Raw genomic sequence first — 18675 nt, forward strand, 5'->3', positions numbered from 1 at the left:
GAGAGAACCTCCGGACGTCACTTTATTGCCAACTTCTAGATTAGGAAAAAACGACGGGCAGCCAGCAGGCCAAGGCCTGACAAACCGATCAGCCCCAGCGCAGCTGGTTCAGGAATGACTGAAACATCGGTGGTGATTTTAAAATCGTTGATTGCGTAAGCACCTGCATCCGTTGTTCCGTGTAATGTCCACGTATCTTGATTGTCTTTGGTCAGCGGTGCGACGTTTACAAACGCCACTTGCACATTCGCTCCACCCACGAAGCCAAAGTATTGTTCTTTTGCAGCAGTTGCGGTGAAATTATCTATATTACTCAGGTTATCTGTAAATGTGTACGTGGAGCCCTCATCTGTAGCTGCGTACCTCACGCGTTCGAAACTAAGCGCATCCAGCTGATATCCGGCGTCTGCGGTGACATTGAATGAAATGGTAACACCCTGGGTACTTCCAATGCGGAAGTTATCAACGCCAGTCGCGCTATCATCCGAAAAAATATTTCCACCATCTGCAAGTAACGTCATCTGAATGGTGGCATTATTAGCGCTCCACTCAAACGTGGCTGAGGCCGTCGAGGCATCCAACGCCCCGCTTGTCAAAGTCGTAGAGTTTGGTTTCATGTACGTTGTGACCACATCCGCCTGCGCCAGGCCCGCAACAAACAAACAGGTGAGTATAAAACTAATTTTTTTCATTTTATTTATTTTCCCTTATTTCTATTTAACGTCCCGACTTCATGGTCGAAACAACTGATATCAACCCCGGCTTTCGACTAGGATCATCATAAATCTTTTTATTTAATACACGCTGAAGACACACCTATTCTCCGGTTTTGGACAGAAGAACGTTATTTTTTTCACCCCTGATGAAACGAAGGCACTGAACGGAATCATAATGTTCCCCCGCAGGGACCTTTTTGCTTGCCATCGGAATGAACTGTTTTATTTTCAGATCATTATGAGTATGGATTCTACAGCGCACGGCGGCCCCGATCGGGATATGGTCGACGATTTGTACGAGAACAAGGATAACGTCCTTTCTGAGAAGGAAGCGGAGTCGCTTAATCCAATCCTGAAGTCTCTTACGGACAACGAATCGCGCTACGACGAACCGGTTTTAATGGCCGAAGGCGGGGAAAAACGGATTTACCGAGTCTATGACGGGCACCTCAACCGGTTTGTTGCCATGGCGAAGGCGTCCAGGGCGGTAACCGAGCGCGATCAGGAACAGTTTCTGCGCGAAGGCCAGTTGACCGCCAACCTGACCCACCCCAATATTGTACCCGTCTACAACGTGGGGATCGATTCCGAAGGCACTCCCTTCTTTTCCATGGAACTGATTCCGGGCGACAGCCTGAGAGACATCATCCATGAACTCAAGAAGGGCAACGCCTCCTATAAGACGCAATATCCCCTTGAAACCCTGCTGGGTATCTTCAGTAAGGTGTGCGATGCCCTCTCCTACGCCCATTCCCGCGAAGTGCTTCACCTCGACATCAAGCCCGACAACATCCGCGTCGGACAGTTTGGCGAAGTGTTCCTGTGCGACTGGGGGCTGGCCCGCGTCATCCACGAGGAAAAAGCGGAACCCCCGCCGGGAGAGCTCGACAGCGATATCCTCAACGACATGACTCTTACCGGCACCATGAAGGGGACGCCGGGCTTTATGGCCCCCGAACAAACGGTGCGGGAGGGCAATAAAACCATAAAAACCGATATCTATGCCCTGGGAGCCCTGCTCTACAATATCCTGACCCACGAAATTCCGGTAAAGGGCAGCAGTGCCAACGAAGTGGTGGAGAATACCCGTGTCGGAAAAATTGTACCGCCGCGCAAAAGATGTCCCGAAAAGCATATCCCGCAAGGCCTGGCTGCCGTTGCGCTTAAGGCGTTGGCATTTGATCCGAACAACCGGTATGGCAGCGTTCTGGCGCTTCAGGCGGAAATCCAGCGTTTTGTGAGCGGCTTTCCAACCGAAGCGGAACGGGCGGGTCCGGTTGTACGATTAACCCTGCTGGCCCAGCGCCACCGCAAACTCACGTTCTGGCTTACCGCCTTTTTGGCCGTGCTGGCGATCGTGATGAGCATCAACCTGTCCATCATCAGCCGCAAACATCGCGCGGCCGAGACCAACTTCGCGCTCTTCCGAAATGAGCAGGAAGAAACCAACCGCATCAACAAAGAACTGACGGATCTCTCTATCCTTGCACAGGAAATCCCCAACTATACCCATGCTCACAGAATGCAAAAGCTCACCGAAAAGCTTCTTGCCCTCGGCAGGATCGAGCCGGACCGACTGCAGGTCGTTTTGCGTCGACAGGCCACCGGCCTCCTCGTGACGCAACAGTTCAACGAGGCCATCAAAGCCTATGAAAAACTAACCGATCCGAGTCAACACACGCTGCGACGTCTGAAACTGTGCCGCGAATACGCGACCCTCAAACCCGAGGATTGGAAATCGCTTTCCGGTCCCGAGCTGGCCCAGCTGCTGGCCACCCACTATTCGACCCTTTCAGGATCGCTCGCCAAGTTAATCTATTACCATGATTGCCAATCACCCCGCTCCCGCAATCCGGAGGAGCATATCGCCGTGGTCGGTATCATGCTGGTAAGGCATAACGACATCTCTAACGCAGGTAAAATTCCTCATCTAAAACTAAACAGACGCCCGAAAGGTTGGCATCTGGATCTCTCCCGAACGCCCTACAGCTCCTACCGAATCGAAATGACGTCCCCAGTCGAGGATCTGAATATTCTCCAGTCGCTGCAGCTCTATTCGCTGGACATCAGTCACACCCCGGTTTCCCTGGTAAAGGAACTCCGCTACCTTGAGATTAAGGAACTCCGTATGGTCGGAGCCGCGTTGCAACCCGCCAAAGGACTCGTCGGACTTTTTGAATCCATGGGTCTCGAACGGCTGGTTCTGGGCAAAGGCGACTATCCGGAAGGAACGATCCGGTTTATACGGTCAAAAGGAATCGAAGTCGTTGAAGAGGAATACGAACACTGAATATCGAACATGGAACGTCGAAGGATATATCTCCTTCAGCATTGCCACTCTCTTCGTTCGTTGCTGTCCTGCTTCGCAGTCCAGCCTCTGCCTTCGGCGGTCGATATTCGTTGTTCGATATTCGATATTCATCAGTTCATTCAAGTTCTTCGCGCAGCAGCTCAATTTCCTCCGCCAAACGCTCTTTAACCCGGTTCTTCAGCCGATAGACCGAATTTTCCTTGAGCTCCATTTTGCTCGCAATTTGCTCCACACTCATTCCTTCGATGCTGAGTCTGAATACCTGAATCGCCTTGCCGGAAAACAGTCCGTCAATCCGCTCCATGGCCAGATTAAAAATATGCACCCGCCACTCCCGTTCGGCAATCCGATCAAGATCCGGTAAGCGAATGGCATTCAGGTAGGAGCGTGTTTTATCCTGACGGGCTTTTTCCAACCGCTCTGTATCCAATACGCGCTTGCGGATATAATTTTTCACGCAATTTGACGTGACCGCACTCAACCAACTCCGGAAACGTTTGGTGGGATCTTCATCCTTCTCCCCGATTTTATTCCAGACCTTGAGCATCACCTGCTGGACCATATCGTCCGCATCATTCTCGGAAATGTTCATGTTGCGGATGATCGCGCGAATATACGGGCGGTAGATGCGCAGAAAATCCTCCCATGATTGTTCGTCATGGTTCTCCTTCAACCGCTGAATCAGCGTTTGTCTGGTTTTATAGTCATCATCCATCAATCAACCGCCCCAAGCCCACGTCAGTCGGCCTTCATCTGGAGCGTCTCCCCTTTTGCGCATGTTGACCCTATAGGTAGTGAATACTCCATCTTTGGCAACAACTTCCATCTTCTTACCGACTGCGCCCACGATATCAGTTTTGATCAGGATGTCACCCGCCTTTACGGCTGTTAATTCAAACGACTGTGTTTTTCCATCAACGCGCTTCGCAGATACGAGATGTGCGCCTTCGCAGCGCAGGTCGCGATATTCGACATTCTGCCACTTCGACGGCACGGCGGGGAAGACGCGCACCACGTCGCTCAACAAATACTATCCGCTGGAAAAAGGCAACGTCACCTCCTGGACACTGAAAGTTATGGTGTGTGATGACGGGGTTCCTTCCCGTTACACCACCAAAGAAATGGCCATCAAAATATGGTAATCAGCCCTATTGGCCCCTTTTGGATTTGTGCAACAAACCGAAGCGCATTCTTTACGGAGTTGGCGACCTGCGGCGCAAAAGCACCTAGATGAAAAACGGACCGTTCAGCTAACTTCTACCTTTTGGAATTGCCATTTAGAACCCTTTTGTATAAAACATTTTATCTTATGTGTAGTGATTGCCTGTTTTTTCGTTCCACCACGTCAGAATAATTTGAATATCACACGAAAGGGAGCTGAAATGAAACGGTTTTGGATTGTACTGGCAGGAGCTCTGGCCGCTCTGTCCGCAGCGGCGGATGTTAAGCTGCCCGCCTTGTTCAGCAACGGCATGGTTTTGCAGCGCGAGACCATCGCACCGATGTGGGGCTGGGCAGAGCCCGGCGAAAAAATAACGGTATCGACCACATGGGGCGCCAAAGCCGCCGCGACCGCGGAAAAAGACGGCACCTGGCAGGTGGCTCTAAAGACGCCGGTAGCTGGCGGCCCGTTCGATATCACCGTACAGGGAAACAACACCGAAACCCTCACGAATGTTCTCTCCGGCGAAGTTTGGCTTTGTACCGGACAGTCGAATATGGATTGCGAACTCAAGTTCTTTACCAAAGACGCAAAAGAGGAAAAATATCAGCCCCTGGTGGACTATATTCGCAATGAAATCAAGACCGCCAACGATCCGTTGCTGCGGCATATCGCAGTGCCGCGGAACCCGTCGTTTTATGAGAAGGTGTCTGATTTCAAGGGCCGGTGGGTTTCAGTTAATCCGGAAGAGAGTTCAGGCATCACGGCCACGGGCTATTTTTTCGGCCGCGAGTTGCGCCGGGAACTCGGCGTACCGGTCGGTCTGGTGGAATGCACCTGGGGCGGCACGAGAATTCAGGCGTGGATCTCACCTGATGTCTACCGCGCAGACCCGGAAAAAGCAGCCTATTATGAGTCAGAGGCGGCCGCACTCAAAAAACGTTCCAGCACCTGGAACGCCGAAACGGCTGAACAAGTCTATCAAGAGGCTCTTGCAAAGTGGGAAGCCAGCGACAAAAAAGACAAGCGCCCGAAGAAACCGATCGATCCGGTAAAGACCCCCTACCTCCCCGTCACCCTGCACAACGGGATGGTTTCGGCGGTCGTGCCCTATGCCATCAAAGGCGCCATCTGGTATCAGGGCGAATCGAATTCGCGCTATATGACCGACTCTTACGAAGACTATTTCACTACACTGATTCAAAGCTGGCGCGAGGAATGGGGCCGGGGCGACTTCCCGTTCTACTGGGCGCAGCTTGCCAACTGGGACGGTCGTGATGCGTGGATGGATCGGCTTGGCTGGGTGAAGGTTTGCGATCAACAGCGGCGCACCCTGAAACTTCCAAACACTGGAATGGCGGTGCTCAATGATATTGGAGAAGCCCAGGATGTTCATCCGCACAATAAGATGGATGCCGGCAAACGACTGGCGCTGTGGGCGCTGGCCAATGATTACGGCATCAAGGTTCCCGCCTATAGCGGGCCGCTCTACAAAAGCCATACCATCAAAAAGGGCACCGTGCTCGTCACGTTCGACCACGCCGGGTCCGGCCTAATGACCGGGCACAAAAACCTGCTCGACGATGCGGAGGAAGTGAATGAGCCGCTCCAGTTTTTCGAGATTACAGGAGCTGACCACGATTGGAAACGGGCGGAGGCCAGGATCGTTTCGGCGGATACCATTGATGTCTCGCACCCCGACATTCCGGATCCGGTGGCGGTGCGCTATGCCTGGTCGATCTATCCCGAAGGCGCCAATCTCTACAACAAAGAAGGCCTGCCCGCCTCCGTCTTCACAACGGAATAAAACATATGATAAAGCGATTATTATTACTCAGCACTGTTTCCCTGATTCCGTTCCTTTCTAAGGCGGCGGAAACCACGGCAGCCTATGTCCCCTTCTCCAGCGCGGCGGTGGCGCAGACCGTCGCGAATACGCTCCCGCCGATGGGCACCGACCACTCCAACAAGCTCGAGCGCATGACTTTTTTCATGAACGGCGACTTCACCTATCCGTTGCGCGACATCCACGAATATGCCTCTGGAAACCGTTCGCGTGCGTTCCAGCTCGCGCATCCCGTCCGTCGCCACAGCCATAGCGCGTACGATGTGAGCTGGGCAGACAACAACGTGGTCAACAAATATACAAAGCAAGAGGTAGCCGCCTGGGCACCTCAGCACACCCCCGGCATCAAAACCCCGCATCCCGTCGACCACAATGTGAATTGGAACTGGAGCCCGGCAAACCCCGATGTGATTACCGATACATACGGGGTCGCTTTCCCCAACGCAACCTACCCTGAAAACCAGACCGGCTACGGCGTCTCCGCGCAGGGCGAAGTGGTCTCCGTCACCTACTGGGAAGATCCGGCCTATGCTTCCAGTCCCTACACCGTCTACTGCACGTCGGACACAAGCGAACCCGACCTGAATATTTTCAACGGCCGCTACTACTTCACCGGTATGCGCGACTACCTGCGCAACGAATGGTTGATGACTGCCATGGTATACCTTTCGCGGGCATACCTCGAAAGCGGCGACGAGGTCTATGCAGAATACGTAACGGAAATCCTCGTTGGCTACGCCGCCAACTACAACTCCATGTTCGGCGTGCGAGAGCACATCAGCTCAAAAGGCCGGATGGGAAGCTATGTCTTCGACCCGATGCTCGACCATATCGGTTCTTCAATGAAGCTGCTTCAGCGTTTTCACAGAGACACCGGCTACCATGTCGGCATCGACCGGCTCAATGACCTGATGGATATCTATGACAGCATCTACAGCGCCGATGCACTGAATGCGACCGTCCCTGGCACAGGGATCAGTGCCCGCGACTTTATCGAACAAAACTTTATCGAACCGGTTTTCGACCTCTCTTGGGATACCCGCCCGAGTATAGACGAGGTGGTCGGCAACATTGCCGACTATGCGTTCGACACCTGCCATGCGGCACTGGTGATGGGCAAACCGGACTGGGCGCGCATGTGCAACGACTATGTTGAAATCAACCTGACCCAAAGCATTGCCAGTTGGGATATGATCACGCTCGAGTCGCCGGGCTACCACATTAACTGGGCGGGCAACGTGTCGCGCGCGGCCCACCTGATGAACTATTACGAAGATCCGCCCGGCTACACCGACTCCAACGGCGTGCATCTTGAAGCGCAGGACTACCGCCTGACCGACAACTTTAAGCGCATCTTCACCAGCCCCGATGTCTTCCGCTATCCCGATGGACGGAACATGGCCGTACACGACGCCGCCAACCGCGAGCCCACCACGATTAAAAATGTCGGATGGCCGAACTACAGCGCCGGGATCATTGAAAAATGCCTAAACCGAATTGCCCCCGGATTTGGCCATACCTCGCTGGGAGACGGCGAGGACGACCAACAGATCCAGGCGCACCTCCACTGGTCGGGGGGCGGCAGCCACACCCATAACGATAATTTAACCATGGGACTCTTCGCCTTCGGCCGCGAACTCTACGGCGATCCCGGCTACAGCTGGGCAACCTATGCACGGGCTCCCTATGGCCACAACACGGTGCTGATCAACGGCAACAGTCCGTACACCGGACAGGGGCGAATCGGCAACAACCTGTTCCATGCGCCGACCATGCCCGGCCTTGCCGTCACTCGAATCGATCATTCCGAAGACTATCGGGTATCCGATTCATCTATCGACCGTTACCGCCGCACCTTCGCGCTCAATACCACCGACCTCGACCGCCCATATTTGATCGACCTGTTTGAAGTTTTCGGCGGAAACAAACACGAATTCTTCCTTCAAGGTTCCATGCGCGACCGCATGCAGGCCAACAGCAACCTTGCCACCGGCGAAAAGCAGCCCTACACCACGAGCACGAGCTACTACAGCCTGCTCAGCAACATGGAAATCGGCGATGTGCGGGACGACACCACCGTGACAATGAGCTACACCGACGATGTGCAACAAGGCGTCAAGATCCACTTAGCCCACGATGCCTCCGACAACATGGAACTGATCCTTGGCGACGGGCCGGTGTTTTACGACACCTCCACTCCGTCCACCGGCGAAGCCGGACTCACCACGCCCAAAATGGTGCTGCGGCGCGACGGCTCCAACCTTAAAACCGTTTTCGTGCTCGTGCATGAGCCCTTTAACGGTGGAGCAAGCGCCATCCAGTCCGTGGATAAAACCCTCGTCGAAAGCAATGGTGTTCCTGTGGAGCTGGCACTCACGATCACCTTCACCGACGGCCGTGTCGACCACCACCTCTTCTCGCTCGACGGCTCCGACGAGGTGAACATTGAAGACCAACGCAGCATGTCGACCGGCGCACTCAGCGCCAACGCCTCCTATGCCGCCGCCATCACCGACGGAAGCGATTGCGACCTCTACCTCGTCGGCGGCACCTCCGCCAACTATGGAAGCAAAAGCTTGAACCTGTCCGAAGCCGTTGTGACCGGCAGCCTGCTCGCCACGCACCGCGCAATTCTCGGCGACGATGAAGACGGGTATGTCAGCGACATCAACCTGCCCGTTGGCGAACGGCTCGACCGCGAAATGATCTACATCGACTTCCTGAAGCCCGACGGCTCGGTTGACTTTGTGGATTCGTTCGAAATCAAACGCATTGAGGCCCACTCCAACGGCGTCTTCATCGCCATTCATCAGGACGCCGTCGTCGATTACGATCCCGTTGACGGCGTATTCAAACAATATGCGGTAAACCAGAGTTTCCGCGAAGCGGCGCAGGTGCGCGTGCGCTACATGCCTTCGGCCTCAACCGTGCCCGTGGCACACATTTCGCCAAACCAGGGACGCTGGGAGCGTGAAATGCCGTCCGAAACCCTTCCGGTTCCTGCCGGAGACATCGTGATCGACACGCGCGACTTCAACGGAACCGTTCGCATTGGCATCGACGCACCGCCTTCGGGAACAGCGACCAACACGCATATCATTTCCACAGCTTCAATTGCCGCCGGCACCGGTTCCGTGCTTTATGCCCAGACCGAAAACAGCGGTGGTGTGATGGTTCCGCCACAAATTAAGCAAGGCTTCCGCAATGTGTTGCCGGGGCAGGCATCAGGAACCACCTATCCCGGCCTGTTCTGCAGCTATTCTCAGGGCAGCGGCACGGTGCTGCCGGATATCCGAGTGCCGGAATTGGGTCTCTCTGACTCCAACGATTATATCTACGAAGGCTTCATCGATGTTCCAACCTCTGGAACATACTCTTTCCGTTATATGGGCGAAGATGTAGGTCTCAAAATCAACGACGTCGAAATCGGCAACTCGCTCACCGACGAGCGCCGTATACCGTGGGAGGTGCAGGTTGCCCTGCTGGCCGGCACGCACAAAATCGAAGTGTTGCTAACGTGGAACGACACCGACCAGGATAGTATGCGCAACATCGGCACCTTTTTCCTCGACTGGAAACTGCCGGGTTCAAACAACTACGAACGCGTTCCTCCTGAGGCCTTCAGCCACACCGTGGTCGGAGCAATCCCTTCCGTCACGCTGCAGGTGGATGCCGATCCGACCAATCATCTCGCCTACACCTTCTCGGTGGCGGCATCCGATGACGGCCTCGGCTTCCCCATCCCCTCCTCCAACATCGGCTGGGATCTCGATGGCGACGGCCGGATCGACTTTACCGGCGTAAGTGCCCTGTCGCATATCTATCCAATCTCTGGAACCTATTCCATCGAAGTCATCGCGGTAAACAGCGCTGGCGAGCGTGCCAGCGATTCCACGATTGTCGATGCAGGCACCGCTCCACCCAACCTGGCGCCGGCGGCCTCCAACATGGTGGTCTCCGTCATGGAAAACGGAAGCACGAATATCGTGCTGACCGGCTCCGACCCGGAAGGCAGCAACCTGACCTACCAGGTTGTTTTGCAACCCACCAACGGGACTCTTAGCGGCACAGCTCCTGACCTGACCTACACGCCGGACACTGACTATACCGGTTCCGACAGCTTTACCTTCACCGTCAGCGACGGCCAGACCAATAGTACGCCTGGCACGGTTTCGATCACAGTTGATCCGCTTGATGCCGGCGGACCCCTTGAGTTGCTGATCAACGGATCGTTCGAAGACGGAACATCCAACTTCACCTTTGCCGCCAATGCAGGCAACATTCCCTTAACAACCAATATGATTGGCCGGTGGGTTGTGCGTGAATTGGGCGAAGACACCAACATGGATGTAGCTGATGCCCAGGCCGTTATTTCCGGACAGGACGGCTCTCTTTCCATGATGTTCCAGATTGCCTCCAAACGGGGAATCGTGCAGGTCGTGCAGGTTCCGCAAGCCGATATTAGCGGCCTCGATCTTTCCTTCTCGGCGCTGTTTGCCTCCCCGGGCCGCGAAGGGCTGACTTCATCGGATATGAGTGGCTACCAAGTGATCGGCTTCGACGATTTTTCGGGACTCACCGCGGATCTTGGCGGGACGTATGAGTTTACCGGCGGCACCTACGATACGCTGGTGGACAGACGTACGCTGAGCGATTCGGAGGTCTCCGAAACCAGCTTTACGCTCTTCAATCACAACATAACCTTGAGCAATCACTACCCCTACATCGCAGTGCTTCTCGGAGGGGAGGCGACGGCCCAGAACAGCGACACCGAGTTTGTGGCGGTCGACGGGGTGCAACTGGCCTTGATCCAGAACGAAGCCGTTGATTCCGACGGTGACGGGCTGACCGACGCGCAGGAAATTGCGCTGGGGACCCATCCGAACAACCCGGATTCCGTCTTCGAAATTACGGGTACTACGCCGCTTCCAATATCAGGAACAATCCAGCTGACCTGGCCAAGCCGCAGCAACGTGCTCTATCGCATTTGGGAAAGCCCCGACCTGATCGGCTGGAATGTTGCGCGTGACTGGACAAACGCTCTCACCCCGCCGACGGATGCGACCGAAATGAATATCACCCCGTCCAACGGATTCTTTAAGATCGAAGCCGAGATCCAATAAACGAGAGGGATGACCGGCATAATGAAATGCAGAAACTTCCTTATAATCCCAACCTGTGCCGCAGCTTTCGCTACCCATGCGAAGCCGATGCCAACATCGAATACCAACCGCTTGGACAGCCATCAATGTACTTCCTCAAAATTCGAGAGAATTAAGAATCAACAGGAGATTGTATGAAAACCATAATCAACATCATTACCGCAAGCATACTGCTTGGAACCGCCACCGCGTTTGCGGAGGGCATCGACCTCGAACAATACTTTGCGGAAAAGCGTGAATACAATAAACGCATCGGCCGAGAGTTCGACCCAAAAAAATACACCAAGCTGTTTGCCAAGCTCGACCAGAACGGCGACGGCTTGCTGACCGACGAGGAACGCAACCCAGCCAGCCAAACCGTTAAAGCCAGCTACCCGCAGCCCGAAAAGGATCCGGCCTGGTTTGTGGAATCGATGAAAACGCGCGACCAGCGGCTGGAGTGGTACAAGGAAGCCAAGTTCGGCATGTTCGTGCATTGGGGCGTCTATTCCCTGCTTGCGGGCGAATGGAACGGCGAAGTGGCCACCGGCTATTCGGAGCATATCCTGCGGTCGCACCAGATTCCTTTGGACACCTACGCCAAAGATGTTGCCGCCAAGTTCAACCCGGTCAAGTTCAACGCCGACGAGTGGATCAAGTTGTGCAAGGCGGCGGGCATGAAATATTTTGTGATCACCTCCAAACACCACGATGGACTGGCGATGTGGCCGTCGGACGTAAACGAATGGGATATTGCCGATGCCACCCCGTTCGAGCGCGATCCCATGGCCGAGCTGCGCGACGCCTGCAAAAAGCACGGCATCCATTTCGGGTTCTACTATTCGCAGGCGCAGGACTGGTCGCACCCCGGCGGGCAGCGCAACACCTGGGATTTTCCCGGCAACCCCACCCAAAAAAACCCCGGCTGGTACGAAGATCCGAAGTTCGCCGAGCACATCCAGCGGTCGGAAAAATACATCAAGGAAAAGTCGATCCCGCAGTTGCTGGAAATCGTCGAGCGCTACCAGCCGGACATCATCTGGTTCGACACGCCCAGCTGGGTGCCGCTCTACCAAAACCAGATGGTGCTCAAAGCCATGCGCGAAGTCGCACCGAATATTGTCGTCAACAGCCGCATCGGCTACGGCCTCGGCGACTATGCCTCCACCTGCGACCAGCCCGACGACATCCAGCCCTACCAAAAGAAACACGATGTCTGGGAAGGCATCCCCACCACCAACCTTTCCTACGGCTACCACGCCAAGGACAAGAGCCACAAGCCGGTTTCGTTCTTCATCGCACTGCTGGCCAAAACCGCCGAGCGCGGCGGCAACATGCTCATGAACATTGGCCCCATGGGCAACGGGCTGATCGCGCCGGAGGATGTGGAGATTCTTACAGGCATTGGAAAATGGATGGACGTGAACGGCGAATCGATCTACGGCACCACACACACGCCCCTGCCCCCGCAAACCTTCGGCCATGTTTCGCGCAAGGGCAACAAGCTCTATCTTCACGTCATGCGCTGGCCGGTTGATGGAAAGATCACCCTCGCCGGGCTCAAGACCCCGATCGCCAAGGCGTGGCTTTTGGCCGACAAGCAACCGCTCGACTTTTCATCCGCCGGTTCCAATGATTGGAACATCCAAGGGCCGGGAAACGCGCCCGATCCAATCAATACCGTCATCGTGGTCGAAACCGATGGCGAACCGATCGGCATTGAAAACGACGAAACCACCCTGCTCGTCTCCAACATCCAAGAACAGCGCCTGCACGCCTTTGAATCCAAGGTCGAAGGCGGCCTGAAATGGGGACAGGGAAGCCCGCGCGACAACGGTGTGGTCGGCTGGAACAAAGGTGCCATGGAAGACGGACAGGTTGAATGGTCGGTGCGCGTCGAGGCGCCGCTGGAACTGCAGCTCGACCTGGTTTACGTCGCCGTTGAAGGCCAGCACGGCGGCCGCTACACCGTGTCCGTAGACGACCAACGGTTCACCGCCAATGTTGAAACCCAGCCCAAGCCCGATTCCTCCAAAAAGGTAAAATATATTCCGCACACGCTCGGCAAAGTGAGGCTCCAGCCCGGCATCCACTCCATCACCGTCAAAGGCGAGGAGATCACCGGCAAGGAACTCTTCATGCCCAGCAGCATTCTTTTGCAAAGGTTGTAAACAATGGTGCCGAACAGATATATCATGGCAGATTTGCTGGTCGCCGCAGTTGGATTGGCCTTTGCCTCCGAGGAAAATACGGGTTCCCGACAAACCGGTCAAAGGACTGTTCTACGGTGGAGAAATGAAAGCCCTGCCTGTGGATTCCGTTCGGGTGAGAGTCGGCGCGTTCGCGGAAACGAAACCCGTTTCCTCCACCGATTCCTGCACCGTATTTGCCGCCACGCTGAAAAAAGGCCACATCAACCAGCAGGCTGGCCTGCTGGATAAGCTAGGCAAGGCAACCACCAGCGCCTACTATGTGTATGTCCGAAAAATATAGGAAAAAGCCCATGGAAGGATTCAAACGCCACTTGATCGCCTGCTCCGCATTATTGCTTCTCGCTTCCGCATGGAGCGACCAACCGGTTCGCTCCAAAGCGCCGCAGGAAGCGGTGGAGGCATGGAAGGATCTGCGCTTCGGCATGTTTATCCACTGGGGGCCGGTGGCGCTGACAGGTCATGAAATCGGCTGGTCACGCGGCAGCCAGACGCCGATCGAGGAATACGACAACCTCTACAAGCGCTTCAACCCGAAAAACTTCGATGCCGATGAATGGGTGCGCGTCGCCAAGGCCGCCGGCATGAAATACATGGTGCTCACCACCAAGCACCACGATGGATTCTGCCTTTGGCCCAGCGAATACACCGACTACGACATTGGCGAGACTCCGTTCAAGCGTGATGTGGTCGGCGAACTGGCCGAAGCCTGTCGCAAGGGCGGCATCGGATTCGGAACCTACTATTCGGTCTGCGACTGGTGGCACCCGCTCTACCCCAAGGGCGGCCGCGCCGGATCGGAGGACAAGCCCGCCGGCGACATGGACAAATATATCGAATACCTGCAGAATCAGACTGCAGAGCTGATCAAAAACTATGGCCCGCTCACCACCATGTGGTTCGACGTTCCGCGCGACGTAAAAGCGCGCCACAACGAGCCTACCTTGGAAATGATGCGCAAGCTCCAGCCCAACCTAGTCGTCAACAACCGCGCCTACTACGACGAAAATGTTGCCGACTATGAAACGCCGGAACAGAATCTGGGCATCTTCAATAACAAACGCCCCTGGGAAACCTGCATGACCATCGCCCGCCAATGGGCGTGGAAACCGAACGATCCCGTCAAGTCGCTCGAACAGTGCCTGCACGGGTTGATATTTTCCATCGGAGGCGACGGCAACTTTCTCTTCAACGTCGGCCCCAATGCACTAGGCGAGATCGAGCCAGAACAGGTTGCGCGTCTGAAGGAAATGGGTGAATGGATCAGCAACTATGCCGACGGCATCCACGCCACGCGAGGCGGCCCCTTCAAACCATCCGGCTGGGGAGCGTCCACTCACAAGGGCAAGGCCATCTATCTCTTCATCGCCCGCTGGCCCGCCAACGGCATCCATACGCTTCCAATGACTGGAAAAATCCTGAAGGCCGAAAACCTATCCGGTAAAGAGGCTACTCTAAAACAGACTGCAAACGGCTACGAACTCAGCGTGCCGGCGGAGGACCGCGATCCAATCGCCACGGTAGTCAAGCTGACCGTCGATGCACCCGCCGGTTCCATTGAACCGATGGATATGGGCTCCGTCACCGGCTCGCTCACCTTCCGCAAGCCCAGCACGGCTTCCTCCGTGCGCTGGAACCAGCATGATTTCCAAGGGCCGCATCAAGCGTTCGACGACAACCCCGGCTCACACTGGGTACCGTCCGGAAAGCAGGAAGAATGGCTGGCGGTCGATCTGGAAAAACCGCAAACCGTCGACCGGATCAAGATTCTCCAATATGCCGCCTACCTCAAAGAACTCTCGTTGCAGTACGAGCAGGATGGGGAATGGAAAACCATCTTTTCCGCCGACGAGGTAACCGGTGATCTGGAAAAACCCTTCTCGCCGGTCACCGCGCAAAAGTTCCGCCTGCTGCTCAAAGACGGCCACACCCACCTCAGCGAGTTTCAGCTCTATCGTAACGTGCCATAGCAATGACTCCGACGGAGCGTCTCCCTCCACAAAAATCCTGTCCCAAACAATGCGTATAAGACGGTTATCCTAGTCAGTATTGGGCTCCTCGTATATTTTTATGGAGGATGAGGACTTTTCGCAGATTAGGGGTCTACAGCGAGCGTTTGCAACGATTGTAGGAAAGCAACGAATCAAATGGGCAGAAAACGTTGCCGTATCTCTGAAAACGGGGATTAATCATGGGAAGAGCACTGGCCGGCGCACCTCATCGCAACGAGCCAACATGCCGGAACATTCGTTGCTTTCCTACATTCGTTGCCACTAAAATCTGCGAAGAACCCAGTATTGGCCGCAATCCGAACCGTGAATGTTGTGATGCTCCCCAGAGAGGCATTTCCTGACTTGTTTTTTGAAACATTAAAACCCCATCCTGTTCATCCTGTAATCCCGTCAAAAAACTTTCCGAACATTGGAACCCGTACCGGCAGGTAATTGAGCGCAAATCGCAATCAATCTCCGCCTGCTCCTCCAACCATCTTGTCCCGCCAAAGCCTCCGGCGACGGCGGATGGAAAACATCATTTTCTAAAATTCATCGGCTGATCCGTTTCCTTTTTTACTCGATTACTAGATTACGGGACTGACCCTTTCGATTAATCGGCGCTTTCGGACTGACCCTTTCGACCGATCCCCGTCACATTGCTGGCGAAAAATTCCGTATAAAACTCATTGTCCTGTTCCTGTAGCTGGCCCAGCTTGCGGTATCGTTTGGCGGCGGCACTTTCTTTCGGTTGCGTTGCGCAGCCTGCAAATAGAGCCGATGCTCCCAGCAGGATTGCGCATGAATATAGTGCCGTTCTCGTTGCGCGTTTATTTTTCATTTTTCTGTCCCCTCACAAGCTGTCTATCATAGTCCAAACCTTCAGCGTCTTTTCCTTCATAGTGGCGTTTAAGAAGCCACGCAGGCCGACTCGGCGACATAACCCTGTGTAAACCGAACGGCTTCTGCCGCCAGCTTGTCGAGGTTCGGCGTTTTCATGGTTTTACTGCCCTGAAATCCGAAATCAGCATAGCCGGCATCATCCGCAAACAGCAGAATGATATTGGGTTGTTCCGCCGCACTCGCAGCAATAGCCAGCACGGCGGAAACAACGAGTGCAAGGGGGATATTCTTTTTCATAGATACAGTTCCGTGTTTGTTAAACTTCACGTTCAGCGCTGCGGCTGTCCAAGGTCGTGTCATCTTTGGCATCCTATATCTTCCAAATCGTTTATTCTGGTGATGGCTATTTCCAAACCAGCGGTAGCCAAACACTCATCTCGGCTTTGCCTCGGTTGCTCCACGCATAGTACGGAACAAACTGGGTCTGCAGTTTCTTCATAGAGGGTTTCCTCTCGAGCGAACGATACATTTGGTTTTCCTGATCATCGTAGACCAGCACCTTGCCGGTCAGGGTGGTCAGGCCGTCCGTGAAGGCCGGGTCTTTCGACGGCTTTAACTTGATGTCCGAAGGCAAGTAGATGTCTAGAATCGAGGTGCCTTCCGGTAGGTCCGGGGTTTCCATGCAGTAGACGATCGGGCCGCGCTTGACCGCCGCTTGATTGCGGGTTTCTTCGATTTTCGGATTGCCGACCATCAGTTTGGCTTCCATTGGAATATCCAGCTCGACCACATCGCCGGCTTTCCATGCGCGGTTAACCACGGCGAAGGATCCGGCTTTCACGTTGAGACCGGCATCTTTTCCGTTCACTTTGACTGTAGCGCCTTCCGCCCACGCGGGGATGCGGAGCATCATGTCGAACGGAGCGGTTTTGCAGCTATCCACGGTGATTTTAACTGCGCCGTCCCACGGATAGTCCGTTTCCTGCGTCAGCTTGATGTTTGAGCCGTCGAGCATCTTGGTGGCTAGTTTGTTCCCGCCGTAGAGATTCACTGCCAAGCCGTTATCCGCTAGGCTGTAGGCCCAGTTGTTGGCTTTGGCAACCGTACGAACGAGGTTCGGCGGGCAGCAGAAGCAAGGAATGTAGGGTACGCGTTCTGCGTAGTCCGTGGTGTCCATCTTCTTATCCAAGGTTCTGCGCAGTGGGTTCGTGTAGAAATAGTGCGTACCATCTTGGCTGATGCCGGAGAGGCTGTTGTAAAGAACCAGCTCCACAATATCGGCATACTTAGACTCCCCGTGGATACCAAGCAGACGGTAACTGAACATGCCGTTGCAGATGTTGGCGCAGGTTTCGTTATACGCGTGGGCATTGGGCATCATGTAATCTTCGACGAACGCCTCGTGAACCATGTCCCCTTTTGGCGAGACTCCGTGGTGCAGCTGCCCACAGGCGCCGGTGATGTACATTTTGTGATTCACCACGCTGTCCCACATGCGGTCGAGCGCATCGATCAGCGCTTTTTCCCCGGTTTCGGCATAGACATCCGCCGCACCAGCGTAGTAGTAGAGCGCTAGAACCGCATGACCCGCGGCTTCTTTTGCTTTGCGTAGCGGCGTGCGCTCTTGGACCATGTCTCCGATGTGCTTGTAGTTCGCATAGGGTGCCGGTGCCGCCGCGGACTCTCCACGCCGATTGATAAATTCCTCCGCCAGCTGTAGATATTTTTTGTTCCCGGTTTCGCGGTACATCTCTGCCAAGCCCATGATCTGGGTTTGATTGAAGCCAAAGCGCTTCAGGTTGTCAGGACAAGGCATAAAGGTTTTGCAGAGGAAGTCGGCATGCTTAATGGCGATGTTGAGGAAATTGTCCTGCCCGGTAATCCGGTGGTGAATACAGGCGCTGGTCAGCAAATGGCCCGAGTTGTACATCTCGTGCAATTGACGATTACTCCACCGCTCCTGCTTCCCTCTCTTGACGTCGGGGATCTGAGTCTGAGTTGAAAGGTACCCGTCTTCGCACTGCGCTTGGCTAATGATTGCTATATATTCGTCTGCCGCTTTCAGGAGGTTTGGATCGTTGTTGATGGCATAGACATACATCGTCGCTTCGATCCATTTATAGAAATCACCGTCATGCCAGTTCGTGCCTTGGTGCTTACCTTCTTTGAGGCCCGCAGCGATCTTGAAATTATCAAGCGCGAAGCCGATATCGCCGGTGAGGATCTCGCCCATATGAGGGACCATCACCTCTTCGCAGAGCTTGAACTTGTCCGCCCAGAAGCCGTCCGTCCACTGGCAGTCGCCTATGTTGACGCTCTTGAGTTTGACGTGCGGGCTGTCCGCATTATTAATGATTCCCTGCTGCTGGGCAGAGGCCATGCCGGCGATCATTAAACCGCAGAAAATGAGAGTCCTTTTCTTCATTCGTATTCTCCTGTTTTTATAAAGGCGTTC

General features: G+C 54.7%; 12 protein-coding genes. 6 read left to right on the plus strand and 6 right to left on the minus strand.

The annotated features are described in order from the left end of the window. Window positions 1-35: 35 nt before the first annotated feature. The gene (locus SCARR_RS02760) at window positions 36-692 is read right to left on the minus strand and encodes a PEP-CTERM sorting domain-containing protein (RefSeq protein WP_136059989.1); all 657 of its coding nucleotides are present in this window, start codon (window positions 690-692) and stop codon (window positions 36-38) included. Between the two features lie 262 nt (window positions 693-954). Here SCARR_RS02760 and SCARR_RS02765 point away from each other — a divergent pair, with 262 nt between their 5' ends. Further along, entirely contained in the window at window positions 955-3006 is a 2052-nt protein-coding gene (locus SCARR_RS02765; protein WP_168432933.1) for a serine/threonine protein kinase, read from the plus strand. 136 nt (window positions 3007-3142) lie between these two features. On the opposite strand, the gene SCARR_RS02770 is transcribed toward SCARR_RS02765, so the two are convergent. Together SCARR_RS02770 and SCARR_RS02775 are read right to left on the minus strand one after the other, a co-directional pair. Next, window positions 3143-3742: an RNA polymerase sigma factor gene (locus SCARR_RS02770; RefSeq protein WP_136059991.1), complete on the minus strand. Its 600-nt coding sequence runs from the start codon at window positions 3740-3742 to the stop codon at window positions 3143-3145. A gap of 3 nt (window positions 3743-3745) precedes the next feature. Continuing rightward, window positions 3746-4042 carry a hypothetical protein gene (locus SCARR_RS02775; RefSeq protein WP_342803680.1) on the minus strand — a complete coding sequence of 99 codons (297 nt, stop codon included), beginning with the start codon at window positions 4040-4042 and terminating at the stop codon, window positions 3746-3748. Window positions 4043-4409: 367 nt separating this feature from the next. Here SCARR_RS02775 and SCARR_RS02780 point away from each other — a divergent pair, with 367 nt between their 5' ends. The 5 genes from SCARR_RS02780 to SCARR_RS02800 all read left to right on the plus strand — a co-directional run bounded on the left by SCARR_RS02780 (window position 4410) and on the right by SCARR_RS02800 (window position 15356). Then, window positions 4410-5996, plus strand: coding sequence for a sialate O-acetylesterase (locus tag SCARR_RS02780; protein ID WP_136059993.1), 1587 nt, complete (start codon window positions 4410-4412; stop codon window positions 5994-5996). 5 nt (window positions 5997-6001) lie between these two features. Continuing rightward, window positions 6002-11158 (plus strand): Ig-like domain-containing protein, encoded by a 5157-nt coding sequence (locus SCARR_RS02785; protein ID WP_136059994.1) that lies wholly within the window; start codon window positions 6002-6004, stop codon window positions 11156-11158. Between the two features lie 173 nt (window positions 11159-11331). Beyond that, window positions 11332-13347 carry an alpha-L-fucosidase gene (locus SCARR_RS02790; protein WP_136059995.1) on the plus strand — a complete coding sequence of 672 codons (2016 nt, stop codon included), beginning with the start codon at window positions 11332-11334 and terminating at the stop codon, window positions 13345-13347. Between the two features lie 61 nt (window positions 13348-13408). Continuing rightward, the gene (locus tag SCARR_RS02795; protein WP_136059996.1) at window positions 13409-13669 is read left to right on the plus strand and encodes a hypothetical protein; all 261 of its coding nucleotides are present in this window, start codon (window positions 13409-13411) and stop codon (window positions 13667-13669) included. 10 nt (window positions 13670-13679) lie between these two features. Further along, the gene (locus tag SCARR_RS02800) at window positions 13680-15356 is read left to right on the plus strand and encodes an alpha-L-fucosidase (RefSeq protein ID WP_168432935.1); all 1677 of its coding nucleotides are present in this window, start codon (window positions 13680-13682) and stop codon (window positions 15354-15356) included. 634 nt (window positions 15357-15990) lie between these two features. Here SCARR_RS02800 and SCARR_RS02805 read toward each other — a convergent pair. The 3 genes from SCARR_RS02805 to SCARR_RS02815 all read right to left on the minus strand — a co-directional run bounded on the left by SCARR_RS02805 (window position 15991) and on the right by SCARR_RS02815 (window position 18645). After that, window positions 15991-16218 carry a hypothetical protein gene (locus SCARR_RS02805; RefSeq protein ID WP_136059998.1) on the minus strand — a complete coding sequence of 76 codons (228 nt, stop codon included), beginning with the start codon at window positions 16216-16218 and terminating at the stop codon, window positions 15991-15993. A gap of 68 nt (window positions 16219-16286) precedes the next feature. Beyond that, on the minus strand, window positions 16287-16517 hold the full coding sequence (locus SCARR_RS02810; RefSeq protein WP_222846155.1) for a sulfatase-like hydrolase/transferase: 231 nt from the start codon (window positions 16515-16517) through the stop codon (window positions 16287-16289). A gap of 106 nt (window positions 16518-16623) precedes the next feature. Beyond that, on the minus strand, window positions 16624-18645 hold the full coding sequence (locus tag SCARR_RS02815; RefSeq protein ID WP_136059999.1) for a glycoside hydrolase family 127 protein: 2022 nt from the start codon (window positions 18643-18645) through the stop codon (window positions 16624-16626). Window positions 18646-18675: the final 30 nt, after the last annotated feature.

This window comes from Pontiella sulfatireligans, assembly GCF_900890705.1.
GTDB classification, from domain to species: domain Bacteria; phylum Verrucomicrobiota; class Kiritimatiellia; order Kiritimatiellales; family Pontiellaceae; genus Pontiella; species Pontiella sulfatireligans.